The sequence below is a fragment of the Streptomyces sp. NEAU-sy36 genome (assembly GCF_013423905.1).
GTDB lineage: Bacteria > Actinomycetota > Actinomycetes > Streptomycetales > Streptomycetaceae > Streptomyces > Streptomyces misionensis.
In genome coordinates, this window is sequence record NZ_CP058977.1 from 5,786,346 (window position 1) to 5,810,850 (window position 24,505).

Annotated in this window: 27 protein-coding genes; 5 read left to right on the plus strand and 22 right to left on the minus strand. The window is 73.7% G+C overall.

Features of this window, described 5'->3' with window-relative positions; all coding sequences use genetic code 11:
* Positions 1-77: 77 nt before the first annotated feature.
* Positions 78-365 carry a DUF6158 family protein gene (locus HZZ00_RS25300; RefSeq protein ID WP_070023494.1) on the minus strand — a complete coding sequence of 96 codons (288 nt, stop codon included), beginning with the start codon at positions 363-365 and terminating at the stop codon, positions 78-80.
* A 57-nt stretch (positions 366-422) separates the two neighbouring features.
* Between HZZ00_RS25300 and HZZ00_RS25305 the strand changes: the two genes are divergently transcribed.
* On the plus strand, positions 423-1,538 hold the full coding sequence (locus HZZ00_RS25305; RefSeq protein ID WP_180328612.1) for a Vms1/Ankzf1 family peptidyl-tRNA hydrolase: 1,116 nt from the start codon (positions 423-425) through the stop codon (positions 1,536-1,538).
* A gap of 99 nt (positions 1,539-1,637) precedes the next feature.
* On the opposite strand, the gene HZZ00_RS25310 is transcribed toward HZZ00_RS25305, so the two are convergent.
* Together HZZ00_RS25310 and HZZ00_RS25315 are read right to left on the minus strand one after the other, a co-directional pair.
* Entirely contained in the window at positions 1,638-3,257 is a 1,620-nt protein-coding gene (locus HZZ00_RS25310) for an ABC-F family ATP-binding cassette domain-containing protein (protein ID WP_074994298.1), read from the minus strand.
* A gap of 60 nt (positions 3,258-3,317) precedes the next feature.
* Entirely contained in the window at positions 3,318-3,974 is a 657-nt protein-coding gene (locus tag HZZ00_RS25315; protein ID WP_180328613.1) for a histidine phosphatase family protein, read from the minus strand.
* A 146-nt stretch (positions 3,975-4,120) separates the two neighbouring features.
* Here HZZ00_RS25315 and HZZ00_RS25320 point away from each other — a divergent pair, with 146 nt between their 5' ends.
* The gene (locus tag HZZ00_RS25320) at positions 4,121-5,599 is read left to right on the plus strand and encodes a bifunctional phosphatase PAP2/diacylglycerol kinase family protein (RefSeq protein ID WP_180333695.1); all 1,479 of its coding nucleotides are present in this window, start codon (positions 4,121-4,123) and stop codon (positions 5,597-5,599) included.
* 90 nt (positions 5,600-5,689) lie between these two features.
* Positions 5,690-6,535: a class I SAM-dependent methyltransferase gene (locus tag HZZ00_RS25325; protein ID WP_180328614.1), complete on the plus strand. Its 846-nt coding sequence runs from the start codon at positions 5,690-5,692 to the stop codon at positions 6,533-6,535.
* 6 nt (positions 6,536-6,541) lie between these two features.
* On the opposite strand, the gene HZZ00_RS25330 is transcribed toward HZZ00_RS25325, so the two are convergent.
* From HZZ00_RS25330 to HZZ00_RS25385, 12 genes are all read right to left on the minus strand, one after another.
* Entirely contained in the window at positions 6,542-6,823 is a 282-nt protein-coding gene (locus HZZ00_RS25330) for a gas vesicle protein K (protein ID WP_074994290.1), read from the minus strand.
* Positions 6,820-7,020 (minus strand): gas vesicle protein, encoded by a 201-nt coding sequence (locus HZZ00_RS25335; RefSeq protein ID WP_180328615.1) that lies wholly within the window; start codon positions 7,018-7,020, stop codon positions 6,820-6,822. Before HZZ00_RS25335 ends, HZZ00_RS25330 begins: the two co-directional genes overlap by 4 nt.
* The gene (locus HZZ00_RS25340; RefSeq protein ID WP_180328616.1) at positions 7,017-7,832 is read right to left on the minus strand and encodes a GvpL/GvpF family gas vesicle protein; all 816 of its coding nucleotides are present in this window, start codon (positions 7,830-7,832) and stop codon (positions 7,017-7,019) included. Before HZZ00_RS25340 ends, HZZ00_RS25335 begins: the two co-directional genes overlap by 4 nt.
* Entirely contained in the window at positions 7,829-8,176 is a 348-nt protein-coding gene (locus HZZ00_RS25345; RefSeq protein ID WP_180328617.1) for a gas vesicle protein, read from the minus strand. Before HZZ00_RS25345 ends, HZZ00_RS25340 begins: the two co-directional genes overlap by 4 nt.
* Positions 8,173-9,393, minus strand: a complete 1,221-nt coding sequence (locus HZZ00_RS25350; protein WP_180328618.1) for an SRPBCC family protein — start codon at positions 9,391-9,393, stop codon at positions 8,173-8,175. The genes HZZ00_RS25345 and HZZ00_RS25350 overlap by 4 nt, the downstream gene beginning before the upstream one ends.
* On the minus strand, positions 9,390-10,028 hold the full coding sequence (locus HZZ00_RS25355; RefSeq protein ID WP_180328619.1) for a DNA primase: 639 nt from the start codon (positions 10,026-10,028) through the stop codon (positions 9,390-9,392). Before HZZ00_RS25355 ends, HZZ00_RS25350 begins: the two co-directional genes overlap by 4 nt.
* Positions 10,025-10,288: a gas vesicle protein GvpG gene (locus tag HZZ00_RS25360; protein ID WP_070023513.1), complete on the minus strand. Its 264-nt coding sequence runs from the start codon at positions 10,286-10,288 to the stop codon at positions 10,025-10,027. Before HZZ00_RS25360 ends, HZZ00_RS25355 begins: the two co-directional genes overlap by 4 nt.
* A gap of 35 nt (positions 10,289-10,323) precedes the next feature.
* Positions 10,324-11,082: a GvpL/GvpF family gas vesicle protein gene (locus HZZ00_RS25365; protein WP_180328620.1), complete on the minus strand. Its 759-nt coding sequence runs from the start codon at positions 11,080-11,082 to the stop codon at positions 10,324-10,326.
* Positions 11,079-11,489 carry a gas vesicle structural protein GvpA gene (locus tag HZZ00_RS25370; RefSeq protein WP_180328621.1) on the minus strand — a complete coding sequence of 137 codons (411 nt, stop codon included), beginning with the start codon at positions 11,487-11,489 and terminating at the stop codon, positions 11,079-11,081. The genes HZZ00_RS25365 and HZZ00_RS25370 overlap by 4 nt, the downstream gene beginning before the upstream one ends.
* A 69-nt stretch (positions 11,490-11,558) precedes the next feature.
* On the minus strand, positions 11,559-12,023 hold the full coding sequence (locus HZZ00_RS25375) for a gas vesicle protein (protein ID WP_180328622.1): 465 nt from the start codon (positions 12,021-12,023) through the stop codon (positions 11,559-11,561).
* A 79-nt stretch (positions 12,024-12,102) separates the two neighbouring features.
* Positions 12,103-13,950: a transketolase gene (locus HZZ00_RS25380; RefSeq protein ID WP_180328623.1), complete on the minus strand. Its 1,848-nt coding sequence runs from the start codon at positions 13,948-13,950 to the stop codon at positions 12,103-12,105.
* A 50-nt stretch (positions 13,951-14,000) separates the two neighbouring features.
* Positions 14,001-14,597, minus strand: a complete 597-nt coding sequence (locus HZZ00_RS25385; protein ID WP_180328624.1) for a hypothetical protein — start codon at positions 14,595-14,597, stop codon at positions 14,001-14,003.
* Positions 14,598-14,778: 181 nt separating this feature from the next.
* Here HZZ00_RS25385 and HZZ00_RS25390 point away from each other — a divergent pair, with 181 nt between their 5' ends.
* Positions 14,779-15,738: an LLM class F420-dependent oxidoreductase gene (locus tag HZZ00_RS25390; protein ID WP_180328625.1), complete on the plus strand. Its 960-nt coding sequence runs from the start codon at positions 14,779-14,781 to the stop codon at positions 15,736-15,738.
* A gap of 12 nt (positions 15,739-15,750) precedes the next feature.
* Here HZZ00_RS25390 and HZZ00_RS25395 read toward each other — a convergent pair whose 3' ends face one another.
* Positions 15,751-16,203 (minus strand): phage holin family protein, encoded by a 453-nt coding sequence (locus tag HZZ00_RS25395; protein WP_180328626.1) that lies wholly within the window; start codon positions 16,201-16,203, stop codon positions 15,751-15,753.
* An 81-nt stretch (positions 16,204-16,284) separates the two neighbouring features.
* Here HZZ00_RS25395 and HZZ00_RS25400 point away from each other — a divergent pair, with 81 nt between their 5' ends.
* Positions 16,285-16,632 carry a VOC family protein gene (locus HZZ00_RS25400; protein WP_070023535.1) on the plus strand — a complete coding sequence of 116 codons (348 nt, stop codon included), beginning with the start codon at positions 16,285-16,287 and terminating at the stop codon, positions 16,630-16,632.
* Positions 16,633-16,634: 2 nt separating this feature from the next.
* Here HZZ00_RS25400 and HZZ00_RS25405 read toward each other — a convergent pair whose 3' ends face one another.
* The 6 genes from HZZ00_RS25405 to HZZ00_RS25430 form a co-directional block, all read right to left on the minus strand.
* A complete protein-coding gene (locus tag HZZ00_RS25405) occupies positions 16,635-18,626 on the minus strand; it encodes a DUF5107 domain-containing protein (protein ID WP_180328627.1) in 1,992 nt (663 codons plus the stop codon).
* A 40-nt stretch (positions 18,627-18,666) separates the two neighbouring features.
* A complete protein-coding gene (locus tag HZZ00_RS25410; RefSeq protein ID WP_180328628.1) occupies positions 18,667-19,251 on the minus strand; it encodes a GNAT family N-acetyltransferase in 585 nt (194 codons plus the stop codon).
* Between the two features lie 61 nt (positions 19,252-19,312).
* Positions 19,313-20,236, minus strand: coding sequence for an LD-carboxypeptidase (locus tag HZZ00_RS25415; RefSeq protein WP_180328629.1), 924 nt, complete (start codon positions 20,234-20,236; stop codon positions 19,313-19,315).
* Positions 20,233-22,185: a prolyl oligopeptidase family serine peptidase gene (locus tag HZZ00_RS25420; protein WP_374028483.1), complete on the minus strand. Its 1,953-nt coding sequence runs from the start codon at positions 22,183-22,185 to the stop codon at positions 20,233-20,235. Before HZZ00_RS25420 ends, HZZ00_RS25415 begins: the two co-directional genes overlap by 4 nt.
* A gap of 16 nt (positions 22,186-22,201) precedes the next feature.
* On the minus strand, positions 22,202-23,506 hold the full coding sequence (locus HZZ00_RS25425; protein ID WP_180328631.1) for a M20/M25/M40 family metallo-hydrolase: 1,305 nt from the start codon (positions 23,504-23,506) through the stop codon (positions 22,202-22,204).
* Positions 23,499-24,332 (minus strand): M55 family metallopeptidase, encoded by an 834-nt coding sequence (locus tag HZZ00_RS25430; protein ID WP_180328632.1) that lies wholly within the window; start codon positions 24,330-24,332, stop codon positions 23,499-23,501. The genes HZZ00_RS25425 and HZZ00_RS25430 overlap by 8 nt, the downstream gene beginning before the upstream one ends.
* Positions 24,333-24,505: the final 173 nt, after the last annotated feature.

The window sequence follows — 24,505 nt, forward strand, 5'->3', positions numbered from 1 at the left end:
GACCGAAAGGGCCGGCCCGGCGGGCCGGCCCTTTCCCGTGCGTTCCCGTTCCCGTGCGTCCCCGTGCGCGGACCGGCTCAGGTGCCGGGCGGTCCCGGGGTCACCGACTCGCCGCAGTGGCGGTCCCGGGCCCCCTCACGGGTGCGGCCCGCGCTCACCAGACGGCGCGGGTTGCGGCGCAGATACTCGCCCTCCAGCTGCGCCATGCGCTCGTTGTGGGCCCGCAGCGCGTCGTTGGAGCCGTACAGGAGGGCGTCGTGACGCGTGCGGTGGATCGTCTCCAGCTCCTTCATGAGCTGCTGGTCGTCCAGTCGGCTGGGGTCGACTCCGGTCATCGTGGTGCCCCGCTCGTCGTGTCCGTTCATGGGGTCCGGGTACCCGCCGGGCGTGAACTGCCCCCAAGCGGTTTCCGGGAGGAATCCATGGAGCTCGCGTTCCTGAGTCCACTGTACGAACATCCGGGGCACTGGGCCTCCGCGTACGTCGACCTGTCCCGGCAGGACGAGGACACGGACCGCCGGCGGCATCTGACGGGCCAGGCGGTGGCACGGCGGCTGCGCGAGCAGGGCGCCGACGAGGCCACCTGCCGGGCGGTGTACGAGGCCGTGGAGGACCTGCGCCGCTCGTCGGAGCCGTACGGGCGGGCGCTGTTCGCCCGGGACGGCGAGGTGGTCCTGCAGGTGCCGCTGACCGAGGGCCCGCCGGACGGCCTGGTGCACTGGGGCTCACTGCCGCGGGTGACCCCGCTGCTGGATCTCGCCGGGGAGGACCCGCTGTCGCTGGTGGCGTACGTCGACCGCACCGGCGCCGACTTCGAGCTGCGCAGCGCGCTGCGGCACGAGGAGGCCGGGGAGGTGGCGGGCCGGCAGTGGCCGGTGCACCGGTCGAAGGCGGCCGACTGGTCCGAGCGGCACTTCCAGCTGAAGGTGGAGAACACCTGGGAGCACAACGCGCGCGAGGTCGCCGGGGCGCTGGCCGACTGCCAGGCCGAGACGGGCGCCGATCTGCTGATCCTGTGCGGCGAGGAACGGGAGTGCCGCGCGGTGCGCGAGCAGTTGCCGCGGCGACTGGCGGACCGGGTGGTGCACGCCGCGCACGGGCGGGGCAGCCGGCTGCTGGACCGCGAGGTGGCGGAGATCCGCGCCGAGCACGTACGGGACCGGGTGCTGGCGGAGGTGGAGCGGTTCCGGGCGGCGCGCACGCCCGACGAGGAACGGCGGGCGGCGGCCGTCGAGGGCGTGCCGCGGCTGATCGAGGCGGCGCGCGAGCACCGGATGGCGGAGCTGCTGATCCGGCCGGAGGCCCCCGACACGCACCGCGAGGTGTGGATCGGCGAGGACCCCGACCAACTCGCCGCCCGCCGGACCGAGTTGCGCAACCTGGGCGAACAGGACTCCTGGCCGGCCCGTGCGGACGACGCGCTGGTGCGCGCGGCCGTGGTGACGGACGCGCCGGTGCTGTCGCTGGCCCCGGTGGCGGAGGAGACCGGCGACGAGATCGCGGCGGGCGGTCTGGGCGCGTTGCTGCGCTGGAAGTGAGCGCGGCGGCCGGCCCTGGGAGCGGGACGGGTACCTGATGGGCGGGACCGGCCGGTCCCGTCCCGTTCGAGCCCCGGCCGACCGACCCGGCGAGCCTGCCTACCGCGCCCGCTCCACCCTCCGTTCGTCCCACACCGGTTCCTGGGTCTCGCGCACGCGGCCGTCGCTGCCGAAGACGAGGAAGCGGTCGAAGGAGCGGGCGAACCAGCGGTCGTGGGTGACGGCGAGGACCGTGCCGTCGAAGGCCTCCAAGCCCTCCTGGAGGGCCTCGGCGGACTCCAGGTCCAGGTTGTCGGTGGGCTCGTCCAGCAACAGGGCGGTGACGCCCGCCAGTTCGAGCAGCAGGATCTGGAAGCGGGCCTGCTGGCCGCCGGAGAGGCGGTCGAAGGTCTGCTCGGCCTGCTGGGTCAGTTCGTAGCGGCGCAGCCGCGACATGGCCCGCCCCTGGTCCTGGGCGTGCTCCTGCCAGAGGATGTCCAGCAGGGTGCGGCCCTGGAGTTCCGGGTGGGCGTGGGTCTGCGCGAAGTGGCCGGGCACCACGCGGGCGCCGAGCTTCCACTCCCCCGTGTGCGCGACGTCCTGGCCGGCCAGCAGCCGCAGGAAGTGCGACTTGCCGGAGCCGTTGGAGCCGAGGACGGCGACCCGTTCGCCGTAGAAGACCTCCAGGTCGAAGGGGTTCATCAGCCCGGTCAGCTCAAGACCGGTGCAGGTGACGGCCCTTACTCCGGTGCGGCCGCCCTTCAGCCGCATGCTGATGTCCTGCTCGCGCGGCGGCTCCGGGGGCGGCCCGGCCTCCTCGAACTTGCGCAGCCGGGTCTGCGCGGCGGCGTAGCGAGACGCCATCTCGTGGCTGACGGAGGCCGCCTGACGGAGGTTCAGCACGAGCTTCTTCAGCTGTGCGTGCTTCTCGTCCCAGCGGCGGCGCAGCTCCTCGAACCGGGCGAAGCGTTCGCGGCGGGCCTCGTGGTAGGTGCCGAAACCGCCGCCGTGCACCCAGGCGTCGGCGCCGGCCGGTCCCGGCTCCACAGAGACGATCTTCTCGGCGGCGCGGGCGAGGAGTTCGCGGTCGTGGGAGACGAACAGCACCGTCTTGCGGGTCTCCTTGAGCTGCTGCTCCAGCCAGCGCTTGCCGGGCACGTCGAGGTAGTTGTCCGGCTCGTCCAGCAGCAGCACCTCGTCGGTGCCGCGCAGCAGCGCCTCCAGCACGAGACGTTTCTGCTCGCCGCCGGAGAGGGTGCGCACCTGCCGCCACTGGGCCCGCTCGTAGGGCACTCCGAGCGCGGCGGTGGTGCACATGTCCCACAGGGTCTCGGCCTCGTAGCCGCGCACCTCGGCCCAGTCGGCCAGCGCCTGCGCGTAGGCGAGCTGGGCTGCCTCGTCGTCCACGGTCATGACGGCGTGCTCGGCCTCGTCCACCGCCTTCGCCGCCTCGCGGATGCGGGGCGGCGCGACGGAGACCAGCAGGTCCCGCACGGTCGTCTCGTCACGCACGGAGCCGACGAACTGGCGCATCACGCCGAGCCCGCCGCTGACCGTGACGGTCCCGCCGTGCGGCTTCAGCTCGCCGGAGATCAGCCGCAGCAGCGTGGTCTTGCCGGCGCCGTTCGGGCCGACCAGCGCGACGGCCGCGCCCTCGCCGACCCGGAAGGAGACATCGCCGAGCAGCGTCCTCCCGTCGGGGAGGTGGTACTCGAGGTGCGCGACTTCCAGATGTCCCATGGGGCGGCATTCTCCGGGCCCGGGGCCGGTGGCGGCAAACCGTTATCGGACCGCCCGTCCTCACCCGGTGGGGTCGAGGGGTTCGCCGGTGGGTCCGGGGGCGCCCGGCGGCCGCAGGGTGGTGGACTCCCAGGCCAGGGCGTGCCAGCCGCCGGCCGGGCTGCCCTCCAGGGTGATCATGCCGGTGTTGGCCAGCGGGCGGGCGGCGGCGAAGTCGATGTCGACGTTGACGGCGCGGGCGGCGGTCCACACGCGGATGGCGGCGCCATGGCTGATCATCGCCACGGTGCCGGCGCCGCTGCGGTACGCCTCCTCGATCACGGCGTCGTACCGGGCCAGCGCCTCCACGCCGCTCTCCCCGCCGGGGACCCGCAGCGCGGTGTGCCCGGCCGACCAGGCGAACGCGGTGCGCATGTAGGGCGCGGCCGCCGGCGCGTCGCCGGGCAGCATCTCCAGGTCGCCGGCGGACAGCTCGCGGATGCCGTCGCGGACGGTCACCGGCAGTCCCCGGGCGACGGCCAGCGGGGCGGCGGTCAGCCGGGTGCGGATCAGCGGCGAGGCGTAGAGGGCGTCGATGTCCTCGGCGGCCAGCACCCGGGGCAGGGCGGCGGCCTGTGCGGCGCCGAGCGGGGTGAGCCCGGGCCCCGGTGCGGCGGTGTCCAGCAGGTGGCGCACGTTGGAGAGGGTCTGGCCGTGGCGGATCAGGAGCAGGCGCATCCGGGCGTTCTCCTTGCGGCGTCCCGGCGGTGTCCTCGCGGAACGGGGCGCGCCGTCGGCGAACGGTGGTACGGAAAGCACTGCGGTACAGAAAACCGGCACTTCAGGGTAACCGCAGCCGTATGAGCCCGGACATGGACCAGAAGATGACCCCGGATGTGGACCTGACGTCCGCGAAGAACGCCCTGCGCCCGCTGCTGACCGCCGACGCGCGGCTGTTCGAGCGGGCCGCCCGATGGCGCTGGCCGGGGGCCGAGCGGGTGCTCCCCAGGCTGAGCCGCAGCGCCAACCACGGGGTGCTGTGGGGCGCGGTGGCCGTCGCGCTGGCCGCGAGCCGCACGCCCCGGGCCCGGCGGGCCGCCGTGCGGGGCCTGGCCTCGCTGGCCGTGGCCTCCGCGACCGTGAACACCCTCGGCAAGCGCTCGGTGCGCCGGGCCCGGCCGGTGCTGGACCCGGTGCCGCTGGGGCGCAGGCTGAGGCGGCAGCCGGTCACCACCTCCTTTCCGTCGGGGCACGCGGCCTCGGCGGCCGCCTTCGCCACCGGGGTGGCCCTGGAGTCCCCCGCGTGGGGCGCGGCGGTGGCGCCGCTGGCGTTCTCGGTGGCCGCGTCCCGGGTGTACACCGGGGTGCACTTCCCGAGCGACGTGCTGGCCGGCGCGGCTCTCGGCGCGGGCGCCGCCTTCCTGGTCAGACGCCTCGTGCCGGCCCGCGCGGCGACGGTGCCCACCGCCCGGCCGCGCGCCGAGGTGCCGGCGCTGCCGGAGGGCGAGGGGCTGGTGATGGTCGTCAACCAGGGCTCGGGCACCGCGGAACGGGTGCGCGGGCTGCGGGGCGCGCTGCCGCGGGCGGAGATCGTCGAGTGCGCCCCCGCGGAGACCGCGGACGCGCTCGCCAAGGCGGCGGTGCGGGCGCGGGTGCTCGGGGTGTGCGGCGGCGACGGCACGGTGAACGCGGCCGCCGGGGTCGCCCTGCGCCACGGTCTGCCGCTGGCGGTGATGCCGGGCGGCACCCTGAACCACTTCGCCCACGACCTGGGCGTGGAGGACGAGCGCGCCCTGGCCCGCGCGGTGCGGCGGGGCGAGGCGGTCCGGGTGGACGCCGGCCGGTTCGTCACCGACGGCACCGAGGGTCTGTTCCTCAACACGCTGAGCCTCGGCGCCTACCCGGAGCTGGTGCGCGCCCGCGACGCCTGGTCGCACCGGATCGGTGCCTGGCCGGCCGGGCTGCTGGGCGCGCTGCGGGTGCTGCGCGCGGGCCGGCACCCGCTGGAGATGGAGGTCGGCGGTGCGCGGCGGCCGCTGTGGCTGCTGTTCGTCGGCAACGGCGTCTACCACCGCATGGGGCTCGCGCCGGGCCGCCGTACCGATCTGGCGGACGGGCTGCTGGACGTGCGGGTGGTGCACGGCAGCGGCCGGGCCGCGCTGCGCCTGCTCGCGGCGGCCGCCGCCGGCCCGCTCACCCGCTCGCCCGCCCATGCCGCCGTCCAGGTGAACCGGCTGCGGCTGACCGGGCTCGCGCCGGGCACGCCGCTGGCGTACGACGGGGAGGTCACGGAGGCCTCGGGAACGGTGACGGTGGAGAAGCTTCCGGAGGCGCTGACGGTCTACCGTCCGCTCGCTTTCTGACGCTCGGTCAGTCCATATGGCAAAACGGGGGTCTCAACATTCGGCATGCGCGCGTACCGTGATCCGCACAGCCGAAGAAGGAGAGCAGTCATGCCGAAGGCCCAGGAGACCGCCGTCTACACGCATGGGCACCACGAGTCGGTGCTGCGGTCGCACACCTGGCGGACCGCCGCCAACTCCGCGGGCTATCTGCTCGGCTCCCTCAAGCCGCACATGCGGATCCTGGACATCGGCTGCGGTCCCGGCACCATCACCGCGGACCTGGCCGAGCTGGTCCCCGACGGCCGGGTCACGGGTGTCGACCAGGCGCCGGGCGTGCTGGAGCAGGCCCGGCGGACGGCCGCCGCGCGCGGCCTGGACAACGTCGACTTCGCGGTCGCCGACGTGCACGCCCTGGACTACCCGGACGACACCTTCTGCGTGGTCCACGCCCACCAGGTGCTCCAGCACGTGGGCGACCCGGTACGGGCGCTGCGCGAGATGCGGCGGGTGACTCGGCCGGGCGGGTTCATCGCGGTGCGCGACGCGGACTACGCGGCGATGACCTGGTACCCGGCGGTGCCGGGTCTGGACGACTGGCTGGAACTGTACGAGCGGGTGGCCCGCGCCAACGGCGGCGAGCCGGACGCCGGGCGCCGGCTGGTCTCCTGGGCGCGGGCCGCGGGCCTGCGGGACATCACCGCGACCTCCGGCACCTGGACCTTCGCCACCGCGGAGGAGCGGGCCTGGTGGAGCGGGCTGTGGGCGGACCGCACGCTCGCCTCCGCCTACGCCGAACAGGCGGTCGGGGGCGGCCACGCCGCCCCCGACCGGCTGCGGGCGGTGTCCGAGGCCTGGCGGGAGTGGGGGCGGCAGGAGGACGGCTGGTTCGCGGTGCTGCACGGGGAGATCCTGTGCCGCAAGGAGCGCGCGGAGGACGGCGCCGACGGGAACTGAGACGGCTCAGTCGCGGGGCAGCAGGGGGCCGAGCGGTCCGAGGTCCAGGTTCAGGTCCTCGGGCCGCAGGCCGTAGCGGTCCCGCAGCTCGGCCATCCGGTCCTCCAGCAGCATCAGCGTCAGGCCGATCCGCTCCTCCTGCTCCTCGGTGAGATCACCGGTGTCGAAGCGCCGTACGGCCTGCCGTTCCATCAGCTGGCGCAGCAGCTCCACCACCGTGAGAACGAGTTTCACCAGGTCGCGCTCGACCGTGTCGGGTTCGAGGTCGAGCCGTTTGGGGGCGGTCACCGCGGCCTCCCGCCGGGCAGTTCGAAGGGTGAGGGCACGGTCTCGTTGACCGAGCTGATCAGCGCGTTCAGATCGATGCGGACCAGGTCCACGTCGGCGATGCGCAGCGTGACGTCACCGGCGATGACGACGCCGCCCGCCAGCAGCCGGTCCAGCAGATCGACCAGCGCGATCTCCCGGCGTTCCACGACGGTCACCGCGCCTCCCCCGCCGTCACGCCACCGCCGGCCTCGCGGGTGCTCTCCTCGCTGAACCCGCTGAACGAGTACGCGGCCCAGGGGCCGGTCAGCTCCACCCGCAGCCCGGCCGCCTCGTCCTTCGTGCGGTCCACCAGTTCCACGAACTCCTCGGAGCGGTCGCGGGGCACCAGATAGGCCGCGTTGAGCACATTGGTGCCCCGCGCGCCGGACAGCGCCGCGTTCTGCGGGGGGTGCAGCCGGCAGTCCTCGGCGTGCGCGCACAGCCGCTCGTGCAGGGACTGGGCGAACGCCTCGGCGGCCTGGAGTCCCTCCTCGTGGGCCCGGGTGTCCGCACGGCGGCGGCGCAGGTAGTCCCGGCCGCTCATGGGCTTGTCGGCCGAGGCGGCGGGCGCCGCGGCCTCGGCCGCAGGGGGCTCGGTGAACACCTTGACGCCCCACTCCACCCGGCCCTCCAGCCGGTCCAGGGCGCGCAGGAAGTCGGCCTCGCGCGCCTCGATCATCATGCGCACCGCGCTGTCGTCCCGGAAGACGGTGGCGAGGCGCAGCGGCAGCGGAGTGGTGACCGTGGTGAGCGCGTCGATCACGCCCTGGTGGGCGCGGGCGGTCGCGGCCAGCCAGTCCAGGTCCTCCAGGTGCGCCTTGAGCGCCTCCTCGGCGAAGTCGGCCTCGGGGACCGTACTGACGACCGCGGTCAGCCCGTGGTGCTGCAACAGGGCCGGCGGGGCCCCGCCGACGCCCGTCAGCTGGGCCTGCAGGGGCGCCCCGAGGGGGCGGCAGACGGCGTAGACGTAGCGCAGCCCGGTCGTCATGGCGCCTCCTTCCGCGTGCGGTCCGGCTCCAGTTCCTCCAGCCGGGCCAGCCGCTCTCTCAGCTCGGCGTTCTCCCGTGCCAGCTCGTCCCGGCGGGCCCGGGACGAGAGGGCCGGGTCGGTCTCCCACCAGTCGATCCCCATCTCCTTGGCCTTGTCCACCGAAGCGACGATGAGCCGCAGCTTCACCGTGAGCAGTTCGATGTCGAGCAGGTTGATCCGGATGTCCCCGGCGATGACCACGCCCTTGTCGAGGACGCGTTCGAGGATGTCGGCGAGGTTCGCCCCCGAGCTGTGCCCGTAGGGTTCGGCGAAGCCACCGGACCTCGGTGCGGGCGTCGTCATCGACGGCCCCCGCGCTCCGCGTACTCGGGTTCCTCTTCCTCGTAGTCGTCCTCGTACTCTTCGTCCTCGTCACCCTCGTCGGCTTCGGGTTCCTCCTCCTCGTCCTCGTACGGGCCCTCCTCCTCGTCCTCGTACTCCTCGGACTCGTCGGCGTCCTCGGGCTCCTCCGGCTCGTCGGACTCCTCGGGCTCGTCGGACTCCTCGGATTCCTCGGGCTCGTCGGACTCCTCGGGTTCCTCCTCCTGGTCCTCGGGCTCACCCGTGTCCTCCTCGGACCCGGACTCCTCCGGCTCCTCGGACTCGGGTTCCTCGGACTCCTGGGACTCCTCCTCCGCCACCGCGTCCTCGTGGCTGCGGACGACCTCGCCGTCGCGTATCTCCCCGCGCCAGCCGTCCTCCGCCTCCGCCTTGAGCGTGATGAAGCGGGCGAAGTGCTTCAGGTCGAGCCTGGCCCGGCGGCCCTGGGCGCGCCACAGGTTGCCCGTCTTCTCGAAGAAACCGCTGGGGTAGTACTCCATGACCAGCAGGATCCGGGTCAGGTTGTCGCCGAGGGCGTGGAAGGTGATCACACCCTTGGTGCTGCCCTTGGCGCCCTCGGAGGTCCACTGGATGCGCTGGTCGGGGACCTGCTCGGTGGTGGTGGCCTTCCAGCTGCGGCTGGACAGGAAGATCTTCGCCTGCCAGTCGGTCTTGGTGTCGTCGGCGCGGGAGACGCTCTTGACGCCCTTGGCCCAGTTGGAGAAGTCCTGGAACTGGGTCCACTGGTCGTAGGCGGTGCGCAGGGGCACGCCCACGTCGATGAACTCCATGATCACGGTGGGCTTGCTGCCACTGCCCCGCTTGCCGCCCTTCTTGCCGCCGCCGCCGAGGCTCTTGAACGCCTCGGTCACGCTGTCCTTGGCTCGGGAGGTGCCCAGTTCCAGCGCGGTGCGCAGCGGGCCCTTGCCCTCGGCGAGCTTGCGGCCGCCGTCCAGCGCGAGCTTGGCGAAGCCCGGGCTGTTGCCCTCGGCGATGTCGTTCAGCTTGCCCGTGGTCTCGCCCAGCTTGCGGCCGAGGCCGCTGAGCAGCCGCTCGGCCTGGGCGGCCAGGTACTCCTGCGCCTCCGACTTCAGCCGGTCGGCGGCCTCACTGTGGGCGAGGTCCGTCAGGGGGTTGCCGCCCGCGGCGTCCTTGGCCCGCCCCGCGGCCGAGCTCGCGGATCCCAGGGTCTCGGTCATCGTTCATCGCCGCCCTTCGCGGACCCGGCGCTGCGGGAGCCGGCCGGCTTCTTCGCGGTCGTCTCGCGGCGCGCGCCGGTCTTCTTGGCGGCCGTCTTCTTGGCCGCCGTCTTCTTCGCCGGGCCCGTGCGCTGCTCCGAGCCCGTCTTCCTGGCCGGTGCCTTCTTGGCGGCCGGCTTCTTGGCCTGGGACTTCCCGGCGCTCTGCTCCTCCTGCGGCTCGCGGTCCCCGTCGTCCTCGCGCTCCTCGCCGTCGCTCCGGTCCGCGCGGTCCTCGCCGTCCTCGCCGTTCTCCGGCTCCTCCTCCGAGCCGGTCTCCGACGAGTCCGGTCCGCCCCGCATCTGGGCGGTACGGTCGTGCAGGCGGTCGGCGAGGCTGCTCAGCTGGCGTTCGACCATCGCCCCGGAGGCCGCCTTGCCGACGCCGCGCAGTTCCTGGCGCAGCTGGTCGCCGATCTCCTTGAACTGCGGGTTGTCGCTCAGCTGCCGACGGGCCAGCTCGGCGAGCGCGCCCGGGCCGAGGTTGAGCTTCTTGCCCGCGACCAGCGAGCCGACCGCGAGCGCCATCTTCAGCTTCCTGGTGCGTCCCAGGAGGTATCCGGCCCCTACGGCGAGGCCCAGTGTCGTCCGGTTCATCGTCCCGTTCCGTTGCCTGTGGTGTCGCCGGGGCCCTGTGTGGCCTCCAGCCGGTCGAGCAGTTCGTCCTCGCGCCGGTCGAACTCCTCCTCGGTGATCTCGCCCGCCGTCAACTGCTCTTCCAGACGGGCGAGTTCGGCCCGTACGGTGGCGGGGTCGTAATAGATACGTTCCGCCTCGCGGAGCACCTGGTTGATCGCCCACCCGCTGCCGCGCACCGGCGCGAAGGGCAGCAGCAGCACTTCCTTGATCAGTCCCATGGACTCCTCCTTCCGGCCGGGCCGTCCGCCATGCGTCAGGGAGCCGCGGCGGTGACGTCCGCCGGCTCGGCGGGTCCCGGTTCGACGAAGCTGTACGGGGGCAACGGGCCGTTGAGCCGCAGTTCCAGGTGGGGGTGGTCGGCGCGGACGCGGTCCACGGTCTCCAGGAAGTCCCCGGCGCCGTCGCGGGCCACCAGGAACGAGAGGTTGAGCAGCCAGCCGGTGGACTGCGGTCCTGCGCTGACCGCGGCGGCGGCCGGCTCCAGCAGGCGCCGCACCTCGGCCGCGTCCTCCGCCTCGCGCGCCTTGACGGCGCTTGCGACCATCTCCCCGAGGCGGATCTTGTCGTCGTAGCTGCCGCCGCCCGCCTTGCGGTTGGCCTCGGCGAGGGCGCGCAGCTCGGACTGCTCGGCCATCACCAGGTGCAGCACGGCCTCCTCGACGTGATTGGCCTTGACGTTGTACTCGACCTTGCCGTCCAGGGCCGCGAGGCGTTCGCGGTAGTGGTCGGCGCGTTCGTCGAGAACCTGGATGACGGTGTCGTCGTCGGGGGCGACGTTGCCGAAGCGCATGGGCAGCACACAGCCGGCCGCGCCGGCCTCGGCGAGCACGGTCTGGTGTGCCAGCAGGTCCCTGCGCTTGGGGCGCAGCCCCTCGGGGGCGTCGCTGACCACGGCGGCCAGGTCACCCTGGGTGAGGATCCGCACGGGCCGGGCCGGCTCGCCCACGCCGGTCAACCCCTCGGGAAGCGCCGGGTGCGAACGGGCGGTGATCCCGTAGACGTACGTGCTCACTCCTGCTCCTCCTTGCGGCGGGCCGGGGCCTTGCGCCGGGGCCGGGCCTCGCCCTCGTCTCGGGCCTGCTTGAAGGCGTCGGATATGGTCTCCGCGGCACCGGAGAGCGCGCCCTTGGACTTGCCGCGCGCACCGGATTCGGTGACCTGACCGACCACGTCGGGCAGGCCGGGGCTCTTGTTCGGGCCGGATTCGAGATCGAGGCGGTTGCACGCCTCGGCGAAGCGCAGATACGTGTCCACGCTCGCCACGACGACCCTGACGTCGATCTTCAGGATCTCGATGCCGACCAGGGAGACACGCACGAAGGCGTCGATCACCAGGCCGCGGTCGAGAACCAGCTCAAGGACGTCGTAGAGTCCGCTGCTGCCTCCGCCGCCGGACTGCTGTGCCGGGACTACGGTCATGCCGGCCGTTCCTCCTCCTGAATAGCTGTGATTGGCTCGTGTGCGGGTCGGGTGCCGGGGCCGGTCGGCCTAGCGGCCGGCCCGCGGATCGGCTCTGCCGCGCTCGTAGCGGCGGACCCTGCGATAGCCGGTGAGCTGCCCTTCCGGGTCGAGTTCGACCTGGTAGCCGCCCATCAGGCTCATGGTGTCCGGCACGCGGGACAGCTCCAGCACCTCCACCTCCAGCGACCAGCCGTCCTCGGTCTGCTCGAAGGAGGAGACCGACTCCGGCACCAGCCCGGTCAGCTCGGCGAGCTGTGCGCGGGCCTGGCGCAGTACCTCCATGGGGGTGGGGCTCCGGTCGCCGCCCTTGCGGGATGTCCCGGAACCCTCCCGGGAATCCCCCTTCTTCCTGTGGCGCGTTTCCTGCTCGGTCTCCTCGGATTCCGGCTCGGTCTCCTCGGGTTCCTCTTCGATTTCCGCTTCTTCCTCTTCGGGCTCTTGCGGGATTTCCTGTGAATTCCGTGTTCGCGATGTGCGATGTGTGTTCGACATGGCCACCTCTTCCTGCGGGTGGCCGCTCAATCCCAGGCCAAACCTTCACGCCCGTGCGGGCACCGCGACCGCGTCCGGCTCACCGCACGACGGCCTCCTCCACCAGCAGCTTCGCCGCCGCGGCGATGCCCAGGGCGTCGATGCCGGCGGCGTGCAGCTGCTCGTCCGGGGCGGCCGAGCCCGGCATCGTGCGCACTCCGAGCCGGACCAGCCGGGGAACCGGCCGGCCGTCGCCGAACGCCTCCGCCACCGCGTCCCCGAGACCGCCCTCGGGGTGGTGGTCCTCGACGGTGAGCAGACAGCCGGTGTCCTCGGCGGCCCGGCGCAGCGTCTCGGCGTCGACCGGCTTGACCGAGTAGAGATCGATCACCCGGACCGCGATGCCGCCCTCGGCGAGCCGGTCGGCGGCCGCCAGCGCCTCGGGCACGGTGACCCCGGCGGCGACGATCGTCAGCCGGTCCTCCTCCGAGGAACGCAACGTCTTGCTGCCGCCCACCGGAAACTCCTCGTCGGGGCCGTAGAGCACCGGCGTCTTGCCGCGCGAGGTGCGCAGATAGCGGATGCCGTCGAGACCGGCCATGGCGGCGACCAGCCGGGCGGTCTGGTTGGCGTCGCACGGGTAGAGCACCGTGGAGCCGTAGACGGAGCGGAACATCGCGAGGTCCTCCAGGCCCATCTGGGAGGGCCCGTCCTGCCCGATGGCGACCCCGGCGTGCGAGCCGACCAGGTTGATCCCGGAGCCGCTGATGGACGCCATCCGCACGAAGTCGTGGGCGCGGGTGAGGAAGGCGGCGAAGGTCGCGGCGAACGGCACCCAGCCCCGCGCGGCCATCCCGACGGCCGAGGCGACCAGTTGCTGCTCGGCGATGTAGCACTCGAAGAAGCGCTCGGGGTGAGCCTTGGCGAACTCCTCGGTGCGGGTGGAGTCGCCGACCTCGCCGTCCAGGGCGACGACGTCGCCGCGGGCGGTGCCGAGCGCGGCGAGGGCGGCGCCGAAGGCGTCCCGTGTGGCCACCTCGTCCCCCTCGTCGTAGCGCGGGAGCCGGATCGCCTCGGTGGTGCGGTCGTGCAGCGCCGCGGCGGCCGGCGGCTCGTTGACGCGGATGTGCAGGTCCCGGCGGCCGCCGAGTTCGGCGATGGCCTCGTCGGCGTCGGGCAGCGGCTTGCCGTGCTGGCCCTCCCGGTCCTCCACGGCGGCCACCCCCTTGCCCTTGAGGGTGCGGGCGAGGATCACGGTGGGCTGTCCGTCGGTGGACAGCGCCTCCCCGTACGCCCGGTCGATCGCGTCGGGGTCATGGCCGTCGATCTCGATGGTGTGCCAGCCGAATGCCTGGAACCGGCGGGCGTAGGCGTCCAGGTCGTGGCCGTGCCGGGTGGGACCGCGCTGCCCGAGCCGGTTGACGTCCACGATCACCTTGAGGTTGTCCAGCTCCTCGAACCCGGCGTGCTCGGCGGCCTCCCACACCGAGCCCTCCGCCAGTTCGCTGTCCCCGCACAGCACCCACACCCGGTAACCGGTGCGGTCCAGGCGCTTGCCGGCGAGGGCGATGCCGACGCCGACCGGCAGGCCCTGGCCGAGGGAGCCGGTGGCGGTCTCCACCCAGGGCAGCCTGCGGGGCGTCGGATGGCCTTCGAGGCGGCTGCCGAGCTTGCGGAAGGTGACCAGCTCGCCGTTCTCGATGGCGCCGGCCGCCTTGTACGCGGCGTACAGCAGCGGCGAGGCGTGCCCCTTGGACAGCACGAAGCGGTCGTTGGCGGGGTGCTCGGGGCGCTCGAAGTCGTAGCGCAGATGGTGCGCGAGCAGGACGGCCACCAGGTCGGCGGCGGACATCGAGGACGTCGGATGCCCGGAACCGGCCGCGGCGGCGGCCCGTACGCTGTCGACGCGCAACTGCTGTCCGAGTTCTGCGAGTTCGGCGGTGTCCATGGTTCTCCTAGCACGAAGTGGTGGGTGAGTCCCGGCGGGCGGGCCCGGGTTCACCGGGCCGGGGCGCCGGGCGGCTCGCGCGGCGGTCGCGGCGAGGCCCGGTTCGGCGGGGCGGCCCGGGACCGGACGGGCCCGAACCGCCCGCCCTGGCGGGGCAGTACGGTGCCCGGCGGCCGGTCGGCGGCCACCGCAGGCGGTCGCCCGGCAAGGCGAGCAGGTGGCGGGCGCGGGCGCCCGCGCCGGCCACCGGTCCGGACAGCGGGACGCCCGACCGGGCAGGCGGCGGTCCGGGCGCCGCCGGGATCGACGGCGAAGCCCGGCTCCCGGTGGCGGTACGGGCGGCGGCGCCGACCGAGGCCGGGCGCGTCCCGTCCGGCGAGCCGGCCCCGCCGCCAGGCGTGCCGGGCGGTCGTTGCAATGAGCGCGCCGGGCTCCCCCACGCCGGGAACGGCGGCCGCGGCCCCGCTCACGACCACCTCGGGCCGACCGGGCAGCGGGACGGCGACCCTGCGGGCCTCCACGATCCCGGCGGCGACCTGGGGCGGCAGGGGCGGGTACGGGAAGTGGTCGGCGGGGTTCGGCGGGGTGATCCCGGCCCGGTACCCGCCGAGACCGGCCCCGACGATCACCACGCGCGGTCGACTCACGGTTGTGCCTCCGGCGGTGCGGCTCGTCCGAGGTGTTCCGCGTATCCGGGGGCATCGCAACGAAACGCTCGCGTGGCCCGCCCGTGCGCGGGGCCGGTCCCGGCGGGCGTTTCGCGGCGGTGCGTCCGGTTACCCGGGGGCGAGCCAGTCACACCCGGTTCCCGCACGCGGAGGTGCGTCCATGCCCGAATACGGTTATTTCCTGGCGAGCGAGGAGCACGGGCCGGCGGCTCTCGTCGAGCAGGCCCGGATGGCCGAGCAGGCCGGGTTCCGGGCACTGTGGATCTCCGACCACTACCACCCGTGGAACGACGCGCAGGGCCAGAGCCCCTTCGTCTGGTCGGTGATCGGGGCCCTGTCACAGGCGGTTTCGCTGCCGATCGAGACGGCGGTGACCTGCCCGACCGTGCGGATGCACCCGGCGGTGACCGCGCACGCCGCCGCGACCAGCGCGGTGATGACCGGCGGCCGCTTCCGGCTGGGCCTGGGCACCGGCGAGGCGCTCAACGAGCACATCCTCGGCGACCGCTGGCCCCCGGTGCACGTCCGCCTGGAGATGCTGGAGGAGGCGGTGCAGGTGATGCGCCGGCTGTTCACCGGCGAGGAGGTCAACCACCACGGCACGCACTACACCGTGGAGAACGCCCGCCTCTACACCGTCCCGGACGAGCCCGTGCCCATCGACATCTCCGGGTTCGGCCCCAAGGCGATCTCGCTCGCCTCCCGGGTGGGCGACGGCTACATCACGATGATGCCGAAGGACGAGATGGTCACCGCCTACCGCAAGGGCGGCGGCGGGGCCGGGCTCGTCAGCGGCGGCACGAAGGTCTGTTACGGCGCCGACCGCGACGAGTGCGTCCGCACCGTGCACCGGCTCTGGTACAACGAGCTGCTGCCCGGCGAGATGGGCCAGGTGCTGCCCTCCCCGCGCCACTTCGAGCAGCTGCACGAGCTGGTCACCGAGGACATGGTCCGGGAGAACGTCGTCTGCGGCGACGACCCCGACGACCACGTCACGGCGCTGCGGGCCTTCGCCGACGCCGGTTTCGACCGGGTGTACGTCAACCAGATCGGCCCGGACCAGCGCGGCTTCTTCGACTTCTACCGGACGAAGGTGCTGCCGAGGCTGGCCGAGGGCTGACGCCCCGCGCCGTCAGTGGCCGCGCGGGACGTCTTCCTCCGCGGCCATGTCGGCCGGGGTGCGGGGCGGATCGTGCGGCATCGGCGGATACGGGAGGCCGAGGCCGCCCGGCGGGCTGACCGGCGGGGTGCCGCCGACCACGCGGTGCGGCGCGTGCGGACCCCGGTGGGAACGGGCGGCGGCGCGCAGCGCGCAGGCTGCCGCGGCCAGCAGCGCCGCGGTGATCAGCGCGGCCGCCCAGCCGGGCAGGCCGATGGCCAGGGCCAGGCCGACGGCGAGGGCCACGGCGCCGCCCGCGTACAGCGCGGTGGCGCCCGAGGCGGCGTAGAGCGTCGCGGTGCGGCGCTGCTTGCGGGTCTGCTCGCGCAGTTCCTCGCGCACCGTCACGCGCGCCACCTGAGCCAGCTCCTCGACCAGCTCCCTGTCGAGATGTTCCAGATGATCCAAAGGCTGTGAACGGTTCATGCCACGCGAGTACCCTGAGCGCACGGCGGGTAACTCCAGGGGACCTGCGCGCCGGCGGCGGTCCCAACTAGGCTCGGCCGCATGGAGATTATGGGCGCCTCGCTGCGCATCTGCGTGGCCGACATCGAGACCGCGATCCCCTTCTACGAGCGTCTGGCCGGCGGCACGGCACAGCGTTTCGAACGCGGTGGGGTCCAGGTCGCCGCGATCGGCTCCTTCCTGTTGATGAGCGGTCCCGAGGCGGAGCTGGAGATCCTGCGCAAGGTGAAGGCGACCATCGCCGTCAAGGACGTGGGCGAGGCCCACCAGGTGCTCACCGGTCTCGGCGCCAGGATCCTGGTGGAGCCGGTGCCGACGCCGGCGGGCCGCAATCTGCTGGCGATGCACCCCGACGGCTCGATCTTCGAGTACGTGGACCAGCGCGGCTGACCTCAGGCCGGGTCCGGACCCATCCTGAAGTCGTAGTGGCCGGGCAGGGGTTCGTCGGTGAGCTCGGCCCACACCCGGCCGAGCACGTCCTCGCCCTCCCTGAGGTCCGCGATCTCGAAGTCCGCGTCGAAGACGGCCCGGGCCTCGGCCCCGCGCCCCTCGGCGAGCAGCAGTTCGGCCTCCAGCAGCCGGAAGCGTCCGCGCCGGCGGACGACGGGCGGCAGGCGCTCCCAGACGGCGCGGGCGTCCGCCGTCCGCCGGGCGGCGAGCAGCGCCTGGAGGCTCTCGCGGCCGAGCGCCGCCCGGGCGGCGGTCCAGGTCTCGCCGTCGGCGTCCGGGACGCCCGCGCCCGGGAGTTCGCGGCGCAGGTGGTCGCACAGGTCGTCGAAGGCGGCGGCGTACCGGTCGGCGGCCCGTTCGTGGTGGCCGTCCTCCTGGTCGGCGACGGCCAGGCAGCGCAGCAGCGGCCAGCGGGCGACGGCGCCGGGCAGGGCCCGTTCCCAGCTGCGGACGGCCTGGGCGCGGTCGCCCGCGTGCCACTGGGCGACGCCGAGGTGGTACTCGGTGTGCGGGGCGGCGGGCGCGGACTCCAGCAGGTCCCGCCAGTGCGGGGCGACGAGGGTCTCGCCGGGCGGCTCCGCCCGGCGCGGCGCGGGCAGCGCGCCGGTGCGCAGCAGGTCCCGCCAGGGCTCCTGGGCCTCGCCGAGGGTGGACTCGGGGAAGGGGGTGCCGGGCAACTTCCGGTTCCCGCACAGCACTTCGAGTGCGCCCCAGCCGGAGCCGGTGGCCAGGAGTTCGCCGGGTTCGGCGTCGGCGTGCGCCCGCCAGGCCGCGTACGCCGCCTCGACGCGGGCCCGGGGCAGGGCCGTCTCCAGCCGCTGCGCCGCACCCCGGACGGCCTCGTCCCACTCCCCCTCGGCCGGGGCGTCCAGCGGGCCGTACGCCTCCAGCCAGGACACCTCGCTCCCGGCGTCCAGCGGGACGTGTTCCAGCTGGGTGCGGGCGAGGCCGGCCTGGATCTCGCAGTAGCCGCCGGTGCCTGGTTCGGTAAGCCACCGCTGCCAGCGGCGCCCGCCGGGCCCGCTGCCCCAGACGAACAGCTTGCGGCCGCGCAGCGCGTCGGTGGAGGTCTGCACCAGCCCGTGCCCGTCCGCGCCGACGGCGGCGATCCAGCGGCGCCGGCCGTCGGGTACCTCGTAGAAGTAGTCGGCGGCGTGGCGCCCGGCGAGGGGGCGGCTGCGGTCGGCGCCCTCGTACGACGGCACGGGCACCCGGCGCAGTCGGCGCTCGTGACCGAAGTGCCATGCCTCGTCGGCCGGGACGAGGATCCGTACCTCCTCGGGCACGGCGGTGTTGGACCACCAGTAGGTGGGCACCGGGCGGTCGTGCGGGTTGCGGACCCGGACGCCGACGTACAGGAAGTCGGAGCCGTCCGGCAGCCACAGGTCGACCTGGAAGGGCAGGTCGCGCAGCCGCTCCCACTCCCACAGGCGCAGCATCCGCCCGCCGTCCGGGGCGGGCACGGGAGCGGCGTGCAGGGGGGCGCAGGACAGGGTGGTGTGGCCGGTGGCTCCGATGTTCCATTCGATGCCGCCGGAGAACCAGGCGCCGTTGAGGGCGAAGTTCGCGGGCTGGAACACCGGGTTGCGGTAGAGGAGTTCGCGTCCGGTGGGCAGGTGGAGCAGGGAGGCGACGCGGCCGCCGAGGCCGGGCAGGACGGTGGCGCGCAGCCGGTCGTTCTCGATCACCAGGGCGTCCAGGCGGCGGGGTTCGCGGGTTCTGCCGTAGCCGTCGCGCACGCGGACCGGGAGCAGGTCGCGCAGTGGGGCGTGGCCGAGCTGGTGCGCCATGTCCCGGGGCATCCCGCTCGGTTCGCGGCCGTCGACGCGGTGGACCTCGTCGAGGGGGCGCAACGGGGGCAGCGGGTTGTCGGGGCCCGGCTCGGCCGCGGGCAGGGTCAGTACCGCACGTCGGATCCTCGTCACGAGGGCCATGGAACCCGGCGTTCGGTGACTCGGCCAGGGGAGCTGACGGTCAGGATTGCGCAAAGGGCGTGGTCGGCGCGGGGCGGCCGGTGGTGGGCATCTCGGCGGTGAGCGCCCAGCGTTCGTGGTCCCGCCAGTCCCCGTCGATGTAGATCATCTTCGGGGAGAAGCCCTCCAGCCGGAACCCGGCGCCCCGGGCGAGGGCGAGGGAGGCGGTGTTGCCCGGCTGGGCGTTGATCTCCAGCCGGTGCAGCCCGAGCGGACCGAACGCGTGGCCGATCACCAGGGCCAGGCCCTCGCGCATCAGGCCGCGCCCGGCGGCGTGCGCGAACGCGCCGTAGCCGAGGGCGCCGCACTGGAAGCCGCCCCGCACGATGTTGTTGATGTTGATGAACCCGGCGATGTCCCCGCCGTCCTTCTCGCACACCAGGAACCCGGCCTTCGACGGGTCCTCGATCAGCCGGCCGGCGTACTGCGCGTACGCCTCCTCGCCGTCCGGCGGGAACAGCCACGGACGGTGCAGGTCCTTGCTCTCGCGGGCGCGGGCGGTGAACTCGGGGCCGTCCCCGAGGGTGAAGTGACGGATGCCCACGCGGGGGCCTTCGGCGAGATAGCGGGACGAGGTGTGCGGCATCCGGCCAGCCTACGACGCGTCCGCGCCTTCTCGCGCGCACGGCCCCGCGCGGGTGTCCGGGTCAGCTGAGCGCGGGTTCCTCCAGGGTCAAGGTCGCGGTGTCCGCGTCCAGTTCGGCCGGGACGCCGAGGGGCAGCGTGAGCGCGCCCTCGCAGTGCCCGAACCCCATCTCCTCGACGACCGGCACCCCGAGTCCGCCGAGCCGGTCGGCGAGGACCGCGCGTACCTCCTCGTACGGGCCGCAGCTCTCCCAGGACCCGAGCCCGATCCCGGCGACGCCGTCGAGCCAGCCGGAGCGCAGCAGCTGGGTGACCAACCGGTCGATGCGGTACGGCGCCTCGGTCACGTCCTCGATCATGAGCAGTCCGCCGCGCGCGCCGCCGTGGGCGAACGGGGTGCCGAGGTCGGCGGCGAGCCCGCCGAGATAGCCGCCGAGGGTCACCCCGCGGGCCCGGCCGGGCACCAGCGCCGCTCCGGCCGTGGCGATCGTCCGTACCGTCTCCGGCGCGAAGAGGGTGGCCTTCAGGTGTTCCTGCGTCCGGGCGTTCTTGACGAAGTCGATCCCGGCGGCGACCGGCCCGTACAGGGTGACCAGGCCGAGCCGGGTGGCGAACGCCTGGTGGAGATGGGTGACGTCGCTGAAGCCGACGAACACCTTCGGCCCGGCCGCCGCCATCGCGTCCCAGTCGACCAGGTCGGCCATGCGCTGGGCGCCGTAGCCGCCGCGGGCGCACAGCACCGCGGCGACGGACGGGTCGCACCAGGCGCGTTGCAGGTCCGCGGCCCGGTCGGCGTCGCTGCCCGCGAGGTAACCCAGCGTTGCGTGACGGTCCAGGACATGGGGCATGACGACCGGGTCGAGGTCCCAGCCGCGCAGCACGTCCAGCCCCGCCTGGAGGCGTTCCTCGGGCACCGGTCCGCTGGACGCGACGACGGCCACCCTGGCGCCGGGGGCGAGTCGCGGTGGTCGCACGAGCGCTCTCACGTGTGCAGCTCCAGTCGGGGTACGTCGGGTACGTCCAGCTTGAACACCTGGGCGTACAGGGACAGTTCGGCTTCCAGGGCGCGGATCATGGTGTCGGACCGGCGGAATCCGTGGCCCTCCCCCTCGAAGGTGAGGTAGGCGTGCGGGACGCCCTGGCCCTGGACGCGGGCGAGGAGTTCCTCGCACTGGGCGGGCGGGCAGATCACGTCGTCCAGCCCTTGGAGCAGCAGGAAGGGCGCGGTGAGCCGGTCGGCGTGGGTGACCGGGGAGCGCTCGGTGTAGCGGGTGGGCACCTCGGTGAACGAGCCGATCAGGTACTCCAGGTAGCGCGACTCGAAGTCGTGGGTGCCACCGGAGGCCCAGGCGGTCAGGTCCAGGACCGGGTAGATGACGGTGCCGCAGGCGTAGACGTCGGTGGTGGCCAGCGAGGCCGCGGTGGTCCAGCCGCCGGCGCTGCCGCCGCGGATCGCGAGCCGGGCGGGGTCGGCGGTGCCCTCCTCGGCGAGGGCGCGGGCGACGGCCGCGCAGTCCTCGACGTCGACCACGCCCCACTGCTCGCGCAGCCGCTCGCGGTAGGCGCGCCCGTACCCGGTGGAGCCGCCGTAGTTGACCTCGGCGACGCCGATGCCGCGGGAGGTGAAGTAGGCGATCTCCAGGTCGAGGACGAGCGGCACCCTGCTGGTGGGCCCGCCGTGCGCCCAGATCACGTAGGGCGGCAGCTCGCCGTCGGGCGCGGCGTGCCCGGGGTGGTGCGGCGGGTAGACGTGCGCGTGCACCTCGCGGCCGTCGGGGCCGGTGAAGACGCGGATCTGCGGCTCGGGGTAGTAGGCGGGGTCCACGGGGTCGCGGTGCCGCGCGCCGAGGGCGCGGGCCCGGCCGGTGGTGGTGTCCAGCTCGACCACCTCGTACGCGGTACGCGGGCTGGCGCCGACGGCGACGATCCGGCTGCCGTGCGCGGCGAGGGTGCCGGCGAACTCTGTCCAGGGCCCGGCGGCGTCGACGATCTCGCCGGATTCGGGATCCAGGATGCCGAGTACGGTCGACCCCTTGCCGTGGACGACCGCGATCAGCCCGTTGTCGAGCGGCGCGAACCAGCGCAGGCCCAGCTGCCACAGCGGGCCGCCGAACTCCTCCTCGCGGGGGCAGAGGGGGTTGCCGTCGCGGTAGAGGTTCCACCAGCCGCTGCGGTCGCTCGTGTACAGGATCCTGCCGTCCGTGGACCATTCCACCTGCGCGATGGCCTCGTCCGGGCCGCCCGCGACGGTACGCGCCTCGCGCAGGGTGCCGTCCTCGCCGACCTCCGCCACCCGCAGCTCGGTGCCCTCCCACGGCATCCGCGGGTGGTCCCAGGCGAGCCAGGCGGCGTGCCGGCCGTCCGGCGACAGCCGGGGCCCGGTGACGAACCGGTGGCCGTCGCCGGTGAGTTCGCGCACCGCGGCGCGGTCCTCGGCGGCCGAGCCGTCCAGCGGTACGGCGGCCAGGACACGTCGGACGTCGCCGGGCTCCTCGCCGGTGAACTCCTCCAGCACGCACCACACTTCGCCGCGCGCGAGGTCGATGTGCGGCTCGGCCCAGCGCAGTCCCCCGCCGACCGGCGAGAGGGGGGTGAGCGGGCGGGGGGTGCCGCCGGGCTCGTACCGGTAGAGTCGCTGGTCGGCGAAGTGGGTGAACACCACCAGGGGCGTGCCCTCCCCGGCGACGGCGGTCCAGGGCCGGCCGCCGTACTCGATGACGCGGGTGCGCACGTTCCACGGCGGCGGCAGCAGTGACTCCTCGCGGCCGTCCGCGCGGCGCCGTATCAGGGCGCGCCGGCCGCCCTCGCCGGGGCGGGGCTCGGTCCACCAGGTCTCCTCGCCGACGATTCCCACCCAGTCGGGCCGGCCGTCATGGGCGGCGGCGAGCGCGGCGTCGATGGGCGACGGCCAGGTGCCGTACGGCGTCTTCATCATGTCCTCCCCCATTTCGTCAGGCCGTGCGCAGGAAGCGGTCCAGGACACTGACGCCGAAGTGCAGCGCCTCGACGGGCACGCGTTCGTCCACGCCGTGGAACAGCGCCTGGTAGTCGAAGCCTTCGGGCAGTTTCAGCGGCGCGAAGCCGTAACCGGTGATGCCGAGCCGGGAGAACTGCTTGGCGTCGGTGCCGCCGGACATGCAGTACGGCACGACATGCCCCTCGGGCGCGAACTCCCGTACCGCGTCCCGCATCAGGCCGAACAGCCGCGCGTCCACCGGGGCTTCGAGGGCGACCTCGTGGTGGGCGAACTCCCAGGCGACGTCCGGGCCGGTGAGCCGGTCGAGGGTGGCGGTGAACTCCTCCTCGCCGCCCGGCAGATAGCGTCCGTCCACGTGGGCGACGGCCTCGCCGGGGATGACGTTCAGCTTGTAACCGGCGTCCAGCATCGTCGGGTTGGCACTGTTGCGGACGGTCGCCTCGACCAGCTTGGCCGCCGGGCCCAGCTTCTCCAGCAGCCGGTCGACGTCGCGGAAGTCGGGCTCGATGCCGTAGAGGGCGGCCAGTTCGGTGAGGGCCGCGCGCACCGTCGGGGTGAGCCGCAGCGGCCACTGGTGCTCGCCGATGCGGGTGACGGCGGCGGCCAGCCGGGTCACCGCGTTCTCCTTGTTGACCTTGGAGCCGTGTCCGGCGCGCCCGCGGGCGGTCAGCTTGAGCCAGCCGGTGCCGCGCTCCCCCGCCGCGATCGGGTAGATCTGCCGCCCGGCGCCGTCGTGGAAGGTGAAGGCCCCGGACTCGCTGATGCCCTCGGTACAGCCCTCGAACAGTTCCGGGTGGGCGTCGGCGAGGAACCCGGAGCCGTCCTCGGCACTGGCCTCCTCGTCGGCGGTGAACGCGATGACGAGGTCCCGGCGGGGCCGTACGCCCTGGCGGGCCCAGGAACGGACGACGGCGAGGATCATCGCGTCCATGTTCTTCATGTCGACGGCGCCCCGCCCCCACACGACCCCGTCCCGGACCTCTCCGGAGAACGGGTGCACGCTCCAGTCGGCGGCCTCGGCGGGGACCACGTCGAGGTGACCGTGGACCAGCAGGGCGTCGGCGGACGGGTCGGTGCCCGCGATCCGGGCGACCACGTTGGTGCGGCCCGGGGTGCGTTCCAGGAGTCGCGGTTCCAGGCCGGCGCCGGCCAGCCGCTCGGCCGCGTACTCGGCGGCGGGCCGCTCCCGGCAGTCCCCGCCGCCCCGGTTGGTGGTGTCGATCCGGATCAGCCCGGAGGTGAACTCCACGACCTCGTCGAGGGCCTGCGGGTCAGCCATACTGCTCCTCCACGGCGGCGGAGGCGATCGTGGTGACCGCCTTGAACGTGCGGATGCCCTCGTACATGGTGGCGCTGGTGTAGACCACCTTGCGTTCACCGGCGCGCGCGACGCCCGGCACGACGGTCGCGGCCATCGCCAGGTGCTCGGCGTCGAACTCCACGGCGATGGTGAACGGCCCGGCCTCGACAGGCTCGTGGCGCACGGCGAGCCGCGCGGCCTCCTTGGCGGCGGCGCGGATGTCGGCGGCGGTGCGGGCCGGGGTGCGGCAGACGGCCGCGTACCGTGACACATGGTCCTTGACCGCGACCTTCAGCGCCTCGGGCGCATAGCCGAGCGCGTCCTCGCAGGCCACGTCGTCGCCGGTGACGAGGACGACGGGGACGCCGTACTCGGCGACGACATGCGCGTTGAGCAGGCCCTCGCTGGCACGGACGTCGTTGACCCAGACGCCGGTGATCTGGTTGGCGAGGAAGGTGTGGGCGAGGACGCCCTCCATGCCGGCGCCGGCGTGGTAGCCGACGAAGGCGATGCCGTCGACATCGCCGTGCTGGACGCCCTCCACCATGGACAGCGCCTTGTGCCGTCCGGTGAGCATCTCGACCCGCTCGTCGAGCCGTTCGAGCAGCAGGTTGCGCATGGTCCAATGGGCCTCGTTGACGAGCACCTGGTCGGCGCCGCCGTCGAAGAAGCCCTCGACGGCGGCGTTCACGTCCGAGGTGAACATCGTCCGGCACCGCTCCCACTGCGGCGTCCCCGGCAGCACATCGGCCGGCCAGGTCACGCCCGTGGCCCCCTCCATGTCGGCACTGATGAGGATCTTCATGCTGCGCCACGTTACGCGCCGGAGGGGAAAGTTCCTACGAGCCGGAGGAAGGTCGGAGCCGATCGCCTCCCGCGCGGCGCGGACCGTGCCCCTTTTCGAAATTTTCGATGGCACATGTACTCAGCAGTCGTTCAAATGCCTAAAACTTCGACCGGTCTCGGGAGATCACGTGA